The sequence below is a fragment of the Bradyrhizobium sp. S69 genome, assembly GCF_009766005.1.
GTDB lineage: Bacteria > Pseudomonadota > Alphaproteobacteria > Rhizobiales > Xanthobacteraceae > Bradyrhizobium.
This window is the reverse complement of the sequence record NZ_LMUK01000006.1, coordinates 1-12167: the sequence shown is the minus strand read 5'-3', so window position 1 is coordinate 12167 and position 12167 is coordinate 1. Positions and strand designations below refer to the sequence as shown.

Genomic DNA, 12167 nt, shown 5'->3' with positions numbered 1-12167 from the left:
AACAAGGAGTGACCGCGATGGATAAGGATCGAATTGTCGGCTCGGCGAAAGATTTTGCCGGAAAGGTCGAGGGCGCGGTCGGCGATGCGACCGGTGACGCGAAGACTGAAGCCAGTGGTCGGGCGCGCGAGGCGGCCGGCACCGTGCAGAATCTCTACGGTCAGGCCAAGGATGCCGCGCGCAGCGCCGGCGATGCCGCGACGAGTTATGCTAAAGACGCCTACGAAAATAGTGGCGAGACGCTGCGGGGCAGCTCGGAGGCCGTCGCGCAGAAAGTGCAGGACAATCCGCTGGGCGCGCTGTTGATCGCCGGTGGTATCGGTTTTGCGCTGGCGCTGTTGATGACGCGCTCGCCGCGCCGTCCGCCGCCACGCTGGCGCTATTACAGCTGAGATTTAGAGCACCGCACTAAGACCGCGGCCCCCTGACAACCTCTCTCCTTGTGGGAGAGGTTGTTGAGCTTGGGGCCGCGAATTCTAGTGTCGTCAGCGCGTAAAGAATCCCGGCACCTCGGCCGAGCGTCCGACGTTCGCCGGCGGGCGCGGTACGCGCGGGCCCTGTTGCGGTTGCGGTCGCGCCGGCTGGGTTTGAGCCGGGAGAGGCGGCCGTATCGGATTTCCGAAGAAATCCGTCAGCGCCGGCGCGGGCTTGACGATCTTCTTCGGCTTTGGCGGCGCCATGACGGCTGGTTGCGCCGTCGCGATCGTTCCGTCGGGCGTCGCCGACGCGACCGGCGTATCGCCCTTGGCCTGCTCGCGTCCGATCTCGCGGCGCGGCCAGGAGAAATCGTCAGCGCGGCCGGCGGGCGGCGCCAGCGGCTCGCCCTTGACCATTGTCCGCGCGGCCAGCGCGTCGACCGGGGCCGGTCGCGATCCCGGACCGCCGAGCAATTGATCGGTGCCGATGGAAGAGGCAATCAGCGGCAGGATCGGCCCGGCGAGCGGACGCGGCGCCGGTTGTCCGGGCTGCGCGTTGGCGTCGGGGGTCGCGGGCTCCGTCGGTAGCGCGATCGGCGCCGAACGCCCCGCGAGCAGCCGTGTGATCTCGCGCTCGACATAATGCGCGAGCTTGCGGGCGCCGGCTTGGGTGAAATAGACGCCGTCATAGGAGCGCAGGCGCCGCTTCTGACCTTCGAAATCCGGGCCTTGATCCAGATAGCGGCCGCCTTCATCGACAAAGCCGTCCCAGACGTCGACATAGGTGATGCCGGCCTTGGCCGCGGCATCGCGATAGAGCGCATCGAGGAACAGCATGTCCGAGGTCGCCTTGGGGCCGCGCACCGCGGGAAGTCCGACCCACACCACCGGCACGCCCTTGGATTTCAGGACGCCGATCATCTCCTCGATCTTCTTGGTGTAGAGTTCGACCCAGCGCTCCTCGCGAAATTCATAGAGGCCGTTCGGCGAGCGCGTGCTCTTCTCCGGCACGATCGCCGGCGGCGCGTCATTGTCGGCGGCATCCTCCGGCGGCAGATCGCTATCGACCGCCTTGTCGTCGGGCTTTGCGTTGGGATCCGCAGTGCCGTCGGCGGGCTTGCCGTCCGGTTTGGCTTTGGCAGTCTTTTTGTCCGACGATTTGGCATCGGAAGATTTGGGGTCGGAAGACTTGGTATCAGATTTTTCGGCGGCCGGCTCGCGGATGGCGACGCGGTCGTTGAGCCCGAGCATCACGACGATGGCTTCCGGTTTCTCGGCGGCGAGGATGGTCTTGGCGGCAGCCGCCCAGTCGGCTGGATCGCCTTTGGGCTGATATCGGATCAGACCGGAAACCGTCTTGTGCCGACGGATCACGCCCATGTCCGGCTGATCGGCATAGGCGTCCTCGAGGCCATAGCCGAGCCAGTCGGCCATGCCATCGCCGAGCACCAGGATATTGCGCTCGGGAGGCGTCGCGGCGGGATCGCGCTTCTCCGGCGGCGGCGCCCTGGAAAAATCCTCGCGGATGACACGCTGCTGCCTCGGCGCCTGCTGCTGAAACGGCGCGAACAGGTCGCCACCGAACCAGCCGCCAGGCCCGCCGCCAAATCCGCCGCCGTTATTGCGCTGCTGCGGCTGCGGCCGTTGCGGCGCTCCGCCGAAATTGAAAAACCCTTGCCCTAACGCCGGCCCCGCGATCCCGAGCAGCAGCGCAGCCGCGGTGGCCACCGCGATCAGCGGGCCGCCTTCGGTGAACACCCGGAAGAACGATTTTGGTTGGGCCATGTGATCGGAAGCGCTGGGTTTCGGTCAGAATTGAAAATCAGGTAACCACTATACTAGCGGAATCGGGCCGCAAGCGGGCAGATTTGGCTGCCATAAGCGGGCATCGGCCGCCATCGTCAAGGGTGCGGCGTAAATGTTGGATCCAGGCTTACCGGGAGTTCGGAACCCGGTTAACGAAGGCCGGAACCCGAACTTCAGTGCCCCCGGGCCGTCAGTGCCCTCGGGCCGCTAGTGCCCTCGGGCCCGTTAGTGCCCCCGGAGCTTTTCCAGCACGTCGGAGGAGGCAAATCCGTCCGCCGGCGCCCCGATCGAGGCCTGGAAGCCGCGCAGGGCATTGCGGGTATCGCCGCCGAACTGGCCGTCCGGGGTGCCGCGATAGAAGCCGCGCTGGACCAAAAGTTGCTGCAATTCGAGCCGCTCGGCGCGCGACAATTCGCGCTCCTGCCGCGGCCAGGGCTGCACGAAGGGCGCGCCGCCCCGCAGGCGGTCGGCGAAGTGGCCGATCGCCAGCGCATAGGCTTCGGCCGGGTTGTATTTCATGATCACCCGGAAATTCTGCAGCATCAGGAAACCGGGGCCCTCGGCGCCGGCCGGTGCCAGCAAATAGGCTTTGTCGGCCGGATGCGGGAACGGCTTGCCGTCGGCGTGTTTAAGGCCGAGATGTTCCCATTGATCGAGCGTCATGAGCTTGGCCCGGTCCGCCAGCATGTAATTGAACCCGGCGGGCACCACGACCTCATAGCCCCAGGTCTGGCCGGCCTGCCAGCCGTCCTTCTTGAGGTTGTTGGCGGTGGAGGCGATCAGGTCGGCCGGATCGTCGACCACGTCGCGGCGGCCGTCGCCATCGGCATCGACGGCGTAGCGCTTGAACGCGGTCGGCATGAACTGGGTAGGGCCGAACGCGCCGGCCCAGGAGCCGCGCATCTGTTCCGGGCGCAAATCGCCATGGTGCAGGATCTCCAGCGCGGTGAGGAATTCATCCTTGAAATAAGCCTGCCGGCGGCCGACGCAGGCCAGCGTCGCGGTCGATTGCAGCACGCTGCGATCGCCCATCTGGGTCGAGTAATTGGATTCGATGCCCCAGATCGCCGCGATTACATAGCGGTCGACGCCGTAGGCTTTTTCGGTCGCGTCGAATTGCGCCTTGTATTTGGCGAGGGTGTCGCGGCCCTTGGCGAGGCGGTTATCGTTCACCAGAATGTCGAGATAATCCCAGACCGATTTGGTGAATTCCGGCTGCGAATCCATCAGGTCCATCAGGCGCAGGTCGGGTGAAAGCCCCGCCGTGAAGCGCTGAAAGCTTTCCTGCGAGATGTTGCGGCGTGCGGCATCGGGCCACATCCCGGCGACGCAATTGCTGAAATTCGCCGCCGCCTCGCGGATCGCGCTCGCCGTCATCAAGGGATGGCCGGAGGCGCCGTCCTCGCCGCTCCAGGGCTGGGGCCCGCCGCCAGTGCCGGTTGCCGCGGCCGGCGGGCCTGAAGTGCCGGATTTTGATCCTGAAAACATATTGCTGAAAAAATTCGACACGCCGTTGCCGTCCGACGATTGCGCATCGGCCCGGCCGCAAACCGATAGCGCTGCGGCGATCACGATCGCGCCGGTTCGCAGTTGCGCCAATAACCCCGTCCGTTGCGTCATGTCCTACCCGTATTGTCCGAAAGCCTCAGCTTGCAGGAGGCCTTGTCACGGTTTCCAATAGCTTAACAAAGCTGCGATTTTATGGGCAGGATTTCCGCCAACGGTATTTCTCGCTGACGAACCCGACCGCACCCGACTGCCTTCCGCCCGCGGCAACGGGAGCCCGACATCCGCCTTTGTTCGCGGCCATAAACCGGCTACCAACATGCTATCGCACCCATCCCCGCTTGTTCCCTCGAGGTCCGACAACAGCCCATGAAAATCCGCAAAGCCGTCTTCCCGGTCGCCGGCCTCGGCACCCGCGTCCTGCCCGCCACCAAGGCGATGCCGAAGGAAATGCTGACCATCGTCGACAAACCGCTGATCCAGTATGTGGTGGATGAGGCGAGGGAAGCCGGTATCGAGCATTTCATCTTCGTCACCGGCCGCAACAAGGGCGTGATCGAGGATCATTTCGACCGGATGTATGAACTCGACGCCACGCTGGCGGCGCGCGGCAAGAAGGCCGAGCAGGATATCCTGGCGCGCGACCAGCCCGACGCCGGCGCCATGAGTTTCACGCGGCAGCAGGCGCCGCTGGGCCTCGGCCACGCCGTGTGGTGCGCCCGCGACATCGTCGGCGACGAACCGTTCGCGGTCGTGCTGCCGGACGAGCTGGTGCTCCATACGCCGGGCTGCCTCAAGCAGATGATCGACGCCGCGGGCCAGCTCGGCGACAAATCCAACCTGATCGCGGTCGAGGAAGTGCCCGAGCATCTGACGCATCAATATGGCATTTGCGGCGTCGGCAAGCGTCACGCCAGCGGCAACATGTTCGAGGTCGACGGTATGGTGGAGAAGCCGCCAAAGGGCACCGCGCCGTCGAACCTTTCGATCACCGGGCGCTATATCCTGCAGCCGGAAATCTTCAAGATCCTGGCCACCCAAGGCCGCGGTGCCGGCGGCGAGATCCAGCTCACCGACGCGATGATCGGCCTTGCCACAACCCAACGCTTCTATGGCGTGGAATTCGAGGGCGAGCGGCATGATTGCGGCTCGAAATCAGGCTTCCTGCGCGCCAACATCGCGTTCGGCATGGCGCGCCCCGATCTGCGCGATGGCCTGCGAGCCGAGATGAAGAACTATCTGGAGAAGTGAGACGTTGAACGGATGCTTGATAGTACTACGGCAATGCCGTAGTACTATTGCTGATGCAGACCGTTGTTGAAACGCCGTCCTATTTGGCTGACGCTGAACGTTTGTTTTCATCAGACGAACGAAAAGCCATTGTGGATCGTCTGGCTGCGGACCCTACTTGTGGTGTTGTCATTCCCGGCAGTGGAGGCATTCGCAAGGTCCGCTTCGGATTCGGTGCACGTGGGAAGAGCGGTGGTGCTCGAATTATCTATCTGTTCAGCGGGTTGAACTTGCCAGTATTTATTCTGGCGGTTTTTGCAAAGAACGAGAAGGCTAATCTCTCCGCGGCTGATCGAAATGCGCTGGGAAAGATAATCGTTGCCATGGTTGAAGATTACCGGAGGCAGAAATGACAAAAACCGCATTCGACAAGATCAAGGCCGGACTTGACGAGGCCAAAGCCTATCTCGACGGTTCTGCGAACAAGCGGACTTACGGTGTTCATGTTCCCTCGCGGGTAAATGTGAAGAAAATCCGCACGCGGCTTGGTCTGTCGCAAGAGAGCTTTGCGCAAACTTATGGGTTCGCGTTGTCTGCCGTGCGCGATTGGGAGCAGGGTCGTCGCCAACCGGAACGGAGCGCCCGCATTTTGCTCAAAGTTGTAGAGAAGGAACCCGAAGCCGTGACGCGAGCGTTAGCGAAATCGGCCTAAGCCACCAGCGTCAGTTTTGGAATGCTGGCCACCACGGACCGGTTACGGCCCTGGGCCTTGGCGGCGTAGAGCGCCTTGTCGGCCGCACTCAAGAGCTCCGACCAATCGATGGTCGCGGCAGGCCGGAGGCTCGCGATGCCGATGCTGACGGTGGTGCCTTGCGGCTGGTCGGACCATAGCTCGACCTTCAAGCGGATTGTTTCGGCGACCGCCAGCGCTTCGGTCGACGACAGCCCCGGCAACAGCACCGCAAATTCTTCGCCGCCGTAACGCGCGGCGCAGTCGCCGGCCCGGCGCACCGAATCCGAGATGCAGATCGCGACCCCGACCAGCACCTGGTCGCCGGCCTGATGTCCGAATGCGTCGTTATAGGCCTTGAAATGATCGGCATCGATCATCAACAGCGCGATCGGCGCTTTCTGGCGGATCGCGCGCCGCCACTCGATATCGATCATGCTATCGAATTTGCGCCGGTTCTTCAGGCCGGTGAGGGCGTCGGTCGTCGCCATCTCCTCGAGCCTGTCTTCGGCTTTGGCGCGGCGGCCGATTTCGCGGGCGAGAAACAGCGTCGCCGCCAGCACGAACGCCACCAGCGCCATCATGGTCGTGCCGATCCGGATCGCCTCGGTGCGCCACAAATCGAAGATGCTGCTCCATGGTTTCCCGACCAGCACGACAAGGGGGTGGCTGCTATCGCGCCAGATGTAGAGCCGCTGCTTGCCATCGACGACGCTTTTTCCCGAATACCATCCGCTCGGTTCGGACAGCGTGCGCTTCACGCCTGGCACGTAGCTGATGTTCTTGCCGATCAAGTCGAGGTCGAACGGCGTGCGCATGATGATCGTGCCGTCACGGCGCAGAACGGTGATGGTGTCGGCGGGGCCAAGACTGAGGCGGCCGAACAGGTCGTGGAAATAGCTGAAGCGGATCGAACCGACGACCACGCCCAGAAAGCGTCCGTCCGCGCCGGTGATGCGTCGGCTCAGCACGACAGCATAGGCGCCACGATGCAACATCGGCCGGCTGATGTAGAGGCCGGTGTCGGGTTGGTCGCGGTGAACCTTGAAATAATCCTCGTCGCTTCGGTTTTCGGGCGCCGGATTCAGCGTCGAGGCGTCGATGGTCAATCGCCCCTCGGCGTCGAACACCTGGAGCGCGCCGAAATCCCTGGCGGTTGCGGCGTGGTCGAACAGGATCAATTGCCGGATCGGCTTGCTGACGTCCTGGATCTCCGGCATCACCATGCCGCTCACCACCGCACGCAGCGACAGGTCGTAAAGTTCGAGGTTGCGGCTGATGTCGGAATCGATCGTCGCTGCGAGGTTTTCGAGGGTCTGGTGGGCCAGCGCTTCCTCGCCGCGCCGCATGTCGAGCAGCACGCCGGCGCAGATCGTGGAGAAACCGATCACGGTGACCACGGACGAGATGATCAGCAGCTTGGCGGAAAGCCGCCAAGGCTGATTGACTTCGCCGCTGCGCCGCCCGAACGCCATTTGATCGCTCCGTGTCGGGGCAAATATCTACCCCGCAATCGTTGCGGCTGGCTTAAATGACGACAACGATGCGTTAATCAGTTAACGATGCGTTGCCGGAGCCGGGCGAATGCCGCGCAACGGTGTTCGTTGGTTTATCAACCGGGAATACACGTGAACGACTACGACGCGTTGCGCGATTATCTGAAGCAGCAGAAACTTCCTGAGTTCACCCTGAGCTTCGAGCAGATCGAGGAGATCATCGACGCGGCATTGCCGCGCGCGGCGCATCGCGCGTCGTGGTGGGAAACGCTGCGCAGCCCGCAGGAAAAGATGCCGCAACGCGAGGCCTGCCTCGCCGGCGGCTACATCGCGACCAGGCTCGCCGACGGCAAGAGCGTGCGGTTCAAGCGGGTGAAGTGAGTGTTGCGCCCGAACAAAAGGCGGGTCGTCCCGGCGAACGCCGGGACCCATAACCCCTGGCGCCTGTGATTACAGAAGGCCGCCGCCCCAACGATACAACGAGACTCCGCACCGTATGGGTGCCGGCCTTCGCCGGGACGACGCTGATAGTTTACTCGTTCACTGTTCTCTTAACTCGCCGCCTCCAGCCGCTCTTCCGTCAGCAGCCGCATCGCGGCATCCGCGTCCATCGGTTCGCCGAAGGCAAACCCTTGCGCGTATTCGCAGCCCAGTTGATACAGCTCGACCGCATCCGAGTCGGTCTCGGCGCCTTCGGCCACCACGTCCATGCCGAGGTCGTGCGCCATCGCGATGATCGATTTCAGGATCACCGGCCGGGTGCCGCGGTTGGTGGTGCGCACGAACGACTGGTCGATCTTGATGGTGTCGAACGGGAACCGCTGCAGATAGGCCAGTGACGAATGGCCGGTGCCGAAATCGTCCAGCGACAATCCGGTGCCGAGCTCGCGGATCCGGGTCAGCATCTGGGCTGCGTGTTCCGGATTCTCCATCACCAGCGATTCCGTCAATTCGAGCTTCAGCGTGCCGCGCGCCACCGAGGAACGTGACAGCACGGTGCGGATGTCGTGGATCAAATCGTGCCGCAGCAATTGCCGCGAGGAAACATTGACGCTGGCGAAGATCGGCTCGCGCGAGCGCATCGCGCGCTGCCAGATCGCGAGCTGCTTGGCGGTCTGGTCCATCACGAACATGCCGAGATCGACGATCAGGCCGATCTCCTCGGCGATCGAGATGAATTCGGACGGCGACATCCGACCGAGCTTGGGATGATCCCAGCGCGCCAGCGCCTCGAAGCCGGCGATCGAACGGTCTTCCAGCCGCACGATCGGTTGGTACAAAATGGTGATTTCCTCGCGCTCGATGGCGCGGCGCAGTTCGGATTCCAGGGTCAGCCGGTCGGTCTTGCGCGCACGCATCGCCGGCTTGTAGACGTCGATGCGGTCGCCGCCGATGCGCTTGGAATGATACATCGCAAGCTCGGCGTCCTTGATGATCTCGTCGGACAATTGGGTCTGCGGATCGGATAGCGCCAGCCCGATCGAGGCGGTGAGGAAAATCTCGCGGTCGTTGAAGGCGATCGGCGCCCGGATGGTCTTGCGGATGGTTTCGGCGAAGGCAGTGATGCGGGCCGGATCCTGTTCCGACATCACGATCAGGCCGAACTGGTCGCCGGCCAGCCGTGCCAGCGTGTCCTGCGGCTTTAAGATGCGGGTCAGCCGGCGCGCCAGCGTCAGCAGGATCGAATCGCCGACCGCGATGCCGACGGAGTCATTGACCTGCTTGAAGCGGTCGAGATCGATCACCATCAAGGTCGGGCGCAGGTTGGGCATCGCCTTGGCCAGATTGGCCACCGCGCCGAGCCGGTCGATGAACAATTTGCGGTTCGGCAGGCCGGTGAGATTGTCATGCACCGAATCATGCAGCATGCGCTCTTCGGCGTTCTTGGCCTCGGTGACATCGGTGAGGGTGCCGACCACGCGCGAAACTTCGCCGTCGGAGCCGACCACCGGCCGCGCCTTCAGCGCGAACCACATGAAATGGCCGTCGGGCGTGCGTAGCCGGAAATCCTGCACCAGCCGGCCGCGGCGCTGGTCGAGCACGCTATCGAGCGCGGCGCGAAAGCGGTCCTGGTCGAGTGGATGCAGCACCTCGAGCCATTTCGCGGCGGGACCTTCCAGCGTGCCGCGTTTGAGGCCGAGCAGGCTTTCGGTCTCGGGGCTGGTGAAGACCTTGTCGGCGGAGACGTCCCAGTCCCAAATCAGGTCGCCGGAGCCGGTCAGCGCCAGCGCGCGGCGCTCGACGTCGGAGACCACGCCGGTAGAGGCGCCGCCGCCGGCGAAAGCGTGCTGCATCACCGTAAATCCGATCAGCATCACGATCAGCACCAGGCCGCCGAGCAGCGCGGGTCCGACGATGTCGTTGGTCACGGAGCCTGCGACCGTCATGCCGGCCGCGATCACCCAGACCACGAGGAGGAACCAGGTCGGGATCAGCAGCACCGCGCGGTCGAAGCCGTGGGTCGAGAGATAAACGATCAGGGCAAAACCGGCGAAGGCGATCAGCACCAGTGAGATGCGCGCGATGCCGGAGGCGACGGCGGGATCGAACAGCGCCAGCGCCACCAGGGAGCCCAGGAAGGCGAGCCAGCCGACGGTGATGTGCGAGTAGCGCACATGCCAGCGGCTGAGATTGAGATAGGCAAACAGGAATACCAACAGCGTCGCCGCCAGGATCGCTTCGCCCGCCGCGCGCCACACCCGCTCGGCATTGTTCGACATGTCGAGCACTTTGCCCCAGAAGCCGAAATCGACGCCGATATAGACCAGCACCGCCCAGGCCAGCGCTGCGGCGGCCGGGAACATGATGCTGCCCTTGACCACGAACAGGATCGTCAGCACCAGCGCCAGCAGGCCGGAAATGCCGATCACGATGCCCTGGTAGAGCGTGAACGAGTTGACCTTGTCCTTGTAGGCGTCGGGCTCCCACAGATAGAGCTGCGGCAGTTTATCGGTGCGCAATTCCGCGACAAAGGTGACGACGGCGCCGGGATCGAGCGTGATGCGGAAGATGTCGGCGGTGGCACTCTCCTGGCGTTCGGGCCGGTCGCCGGTCGACGGCGTGATGGTCGCGATCCGCGATAGTCCAAGGTCGGGCCACAACAACCCTGATGACACGATGCGGTAATGCGGCGCCACGATCAAACGGTCGAGCTGATCGTCGGTGTTGTTGGCCAGCGCGAACACCACCCAGTTCTGGCCGCCTTCGCGGGCGCGCACTTCGATGCGGCGGACGATGCCGTCGGTGCCGGGCGCGGTCGAGACCTGGATGCGGTCGGTATCGCTGCGCTGATGATCGAGCACGGCGGTGAGGTCGATCGCGGCCGCGTCGCTGCGGACGCTGACTGCGTCGATGGCGCGCGCCGGGGTCGCGGCGGCAAAAATCATGAGGCCCAGCGCGAGGGGCGCAAGGCACCTGATCAGACGCAAAGTCAGTTCTCCGCTTTGAACAGCCGCAGGCAAGCGAGGTTGCAGAATGTTGCGGCGATAAATGACATGAAAGCGAAGGGAATCAAAGGGTTTCCGGCAGCCCTTCGGTCAGGAGTGCTCAGCCACCAACACAATTTTGCCAATATGTTCGCTGGTTTCCATGCGCCGATGCGCGTCGGCGGCCTTTTCCAGCGGAAAAGAACTGTCCATCAGCGGCTTGATGCGCCCGTCACGAATCAGCGGCATCACCTTGGCTTCGATGGCCGCGACCATCGCCGCTTTATCCGCATTACTACGGGGGCGCAGCGTCGAGCCGGTGTGCTGCAATCGCTTCACCATGATCTTGCCGACGTTGATGGTGGCCTTGCCGCCGCCGAGCAGCGCGATCTGCACGATGCGTCCGTCGACCGCGGCGGCGTCGTAATTGCGATCGACATACTCGCCGCCGACCATATCGAGAATGAGCTCGACGCCCTTGCCGGCGGTGATGGTCTTTACCTCAGCGACAAAATCCTGGGTCTTGTAATTGATGGCGTGGTCGGCCCCGAGCTTCAGACAGGCATCGGCCTTTTGCTGCGAACCGACGGTGACGATCGCCTTGGCGCCGAACGCCTTGGCGAGCTGGATCGCCATGGTCCCGATGCCGGAAGAGCCGCCATGGATCAGAAGCGTTTCACCGGCCTTGAGCCCGCCGCGCTCGAACACGTTGTGCCAGACTGTCATCAGCGTTTCCGCCAGCGCGCCGGCCTCGATCATCGACAATGCCGGCGGCACCGTCATTGCCTGGGCATCTTGCGCGATGCAGTATTGCGCGTAGCCGCCGCCGGCGACCAGCGACATCACTCTGTCGCCGATCTTGTGCTTTTTGGCATCGCTGCCGACCGCGACCACTTCGCCTGCGATTTCCAGGCCCGGCAGATCGCTGGCGCCGGGCGGCGGCGGATAGCTGCCAGACCGCTGCGCCACATCGGGACGATTGACGCCGGCGGCTGCGACCTTGACCAGGATCTCCGCAGGTCCCGGCACCGGTACGCTGCGGGTTTCAGGCAAAAGCACTTCCGGGCCGCCGGGCTTGCTGATGCCGATGACGGTCATTTGTGAAGGAACTTTTTCCATGATTTGTCCTTGCGAAACGCGGTAAAATTAGAGAGGCAACTGCTTAGCCAGCCGGGTCGCCACTGGCAACCGCCTCACGTATCCCCAGGCTTAAGGAGGGAAGCATGGCCAGCGAAGACGACGACAAGCCACGAAAGAAAGTCAGCCACGAGATCGGGCAGGATGTGTCGCTGCTGTCGGTCGAGGATCTGACCGAACGCATCGCGTTGATGCATTCGGAAATCGAGCGGCTGCAAGCCGCGGTCACCAAGAAACGTGCATCAAAGGATGCTGCGAACAGTTTTTTCAAATCGTGAAGTTGGCCGCAGTGTCGTCCCTGCGAACGGCCCTGTGAAGCTATCTCGACGTCATCCTGAGAGTGTGAGAATGTTTCGTTCTGGCCCGCAGAATTTTGCATTTAATGGTCGGGAGGACACATCGACCGGGAAATTTTGGCTGA

Annotated in this window: 11 protein-coding genes; 6 read left to right on the top strand and 5 right to left on the bottom strand. The window is 63.4% G+C overall.

What is annotated here, in order from left to right; translation table 11 throughout:
• Positions 1–17: 17 nt before the first annotated feature.
• The gene (locus tag GSQ88_RS00965) at positions 18–392 is read left to right on the top strand and encodes a CsbD family protein (protein WP_159005361.1); all 375 of its coding nucleotides are present in this window, start codon (positions 18–20) and stop codon (positions 390–392) included.
• Between the two features lie 93 nt (positions 393–485).
• Here GSQ88_RS00965 and GSQ88_RS00960 read toward each other — a convergent pair whose 3' ends face one another.
• Complete coding sequence (locus GSQ88_RS00960; protein ID WP_159005360.1) at positions 486–2201, bottom strand: SGNH/GDSL hydrolase family protein; 1716 nt, start codon at positions 2199–2201, stop codon at positions 486–488.
• Positions 2202–2447: 246 nt separating this feature from the next.
• Positions 2448–3842: a lytic murein transglycosylase gene (locus GSQ88_RS00955; RefSeq protein ID WP_159005359.1), complete on the bottom strand. Its 1395-nt coding sequence runs from the start codon at positions 3840–3842 to the stop codon at positions 2448–2450.
• 255 nt (positions 3843–4097) lie between these two features.
• On the opposite strand from GSQ88_RS00955, the gene GSQ88_RS00950 reads away from it, so the two are divergent.
• From GSQ88_RS00950 to GSQ88_RS00940, 3 genes are read left to right on the top strand one after another with little or no spacing between them, the layout of a single operon-like run.
• Positions 4098–4979: a UTP--glucose-1-phosphate uridylyltransferase gene (locus GSQ88_RS00950; protein WP_159005358.1), complete on the top strand. Its 882-nt coding sequence runs from the start codon at positions 4098–4100 to the stop codon at positions 4977–4979.
• Between the two features lie 53 nt (positions 4980–5032).
• Entirely contained in the window at positions 5033–5371 is a 339-nt protein-coding gene (locus tag GSQ88_RS00945; RefSeq protein WP_159005357.1) for a type II toxin-antitoxin system RelE/ParE family toxin, read from the top strand.
• Positions 5368–5670, top strand: a complete 303-nt coding sequence (locus GSQ88_RS00940) for a helix-turn-helix domain-containing protein (RefSeq protein WP_159005356.1) — start codon at positions 5368–5370, stop codon at positions 5668–5670. The genes GSQ88_RS00945 and GSQ88_RS00940 overlap by 4 nt, the downstream gene beginning before the upstream one ends.
• Here GSQ88_RS00940 and GSQ88_RS00935 read toward each other — a convergent pair.
• Positions 5667–7163, bottom strand: coding sequence for a sensor domain-containing diguanylate cyclase (locus tag GSQ88_RS00935; RefSeq protein WP_159005355.1), 1497 nt, complete (start codon positions 7161–7163; stop codon positions 5667–5669). The two genes, GSQ88_RS00940 and GSQ88_RS00935, sit on opposite strands and share 4 nt — an antisense overlap.
• Before the next feature lie 153 nt (positions 7164–7316).
• On the opposite strand from GSQ88_RS00935, the gene GSQ88_RS00930 reads away from it, so the two are divergent.
• Complete coding sequence (locus tag GSQ88_RS00930) at positions 7317–7565, top strand: DUF7662 domain-containing protein (protein ID WP_159005354.1); 249 nt, start codon at positions 7317–7319, stop codon at positions 7563–7565.
• Positions 7566–7735: 170 nt separating this feature from the next.
• Here the strand turns inward: GSQ88_RS00930 and GSQ88_RS00925 are convergent, their stop codons facing one another.
• Positions 7736–10612, bottom strand: coding sequence for an EAL domain-containing protein (locus GSQ88_RS00925; protein ID WP_174247881.1), 2877 nt, complete (start codon positions 10610–10612; stop codon positions 7736–7738).
• Positions 10613–10720: 108 nt separating this feature from the next.
• On the bottom strand, positions 10721–11728 hold the full coding sequence (locus GSQ88_RS00920; protein WP_159005353.1) for an NAD(P)H-quinone oxidoreductase: 1008 nt from the start codon (positions 11726–11728) through the stop codon (positions 10721–10723).
• A 104-nt stretch (positions 11729–11832) separates the two neighbouring features.
• On the opposite strand from GSQ88_RS00920, the gene GSQ88_RS00915 reads away from it, so the two are divergent.
• Entirely contained in the window at positions 11833–12024 is a 192-nt protein-coding gene (locus GSQ88_RS00915) for a DUF1192 domain-containing protein (protein ID WP_159005352.1), read from the top strand.
• The last annotated feature ends 143 nt before the right edge of the window (positions 12025–12167 follow it).

What these genes read in the sequence shown, in the direction of transcription:
- GSQ88_RS00935 (WP_159005355.1), bottom strand. Translation starts at nt 7,163, where the DNA reads ATGGCGTTCGGGCGGCGCAGCGGCGAAGTCAATCAGCCTTGGCGGCTT.
- GSQ88_RS00950 (WP_159005358.1), top strand. Translation starts at nt 4,098, where the DNA reads ATGAAAATCCGCAAAGCCGTCTTCCCGGTCGCCGGCCTCGGCACCCGC.
- GSQ88_RS00945 (WP_159005357.1), top strand. Translation starts at nt 5,033, where the DNA reads ATGCAGACCGTTGTTGAAACGCCGTCCTATTTGGCTGACGCTGAACGT.
- GSQ88_RS00965 (WP_159005361.1), top strand. Translation starts at nt 18, where the DNA reads ATGGATAAGGATCGAATTGTCGGCTCGGCGAAAGATTTTGCCGGAAAG.
- GSQ88_RS00915 (WP_159005352.1), top strand. Translation starts at nt 11,833, where the DNA reads ATGGCCAGCGAAGACGACGACAAGCCACGAAAGAAAGTCAGCCACGAG.
- GSQ88_RS00960 (WP_159005360.1), bottom strand. Translation starts at nt 2,201, where the DNA reads ATGGCCCAACCAAAATCGTTCTTCCGGGTGTTCACCGAAGGCGGCCCG.
- GSQ88_RS00940 (WP_159005356.1), top strand. Translation starts at nt 5,368, where the DNA reads ATGACAAAAACCGCATTCGACAAGATCAAGGCCGGACTTGACGAGGCC.
- GSQ88_RS00920 (WP_159005353.1), bottom strand. Translation starts at nt 11,728, where the DNA reads ATGGAAAAAGTTCCTTCACAAATGACCGTCATCGGCATCAGCAAGCCC.
- GSQ88_RS00955 (WP_159005359.1), bottom strand. Translation starts at nt 3,842, where the DNA reads ATGACGCAACGGACGGGGTTATTGGCGCAACTGCGAACCGGCGCGATC.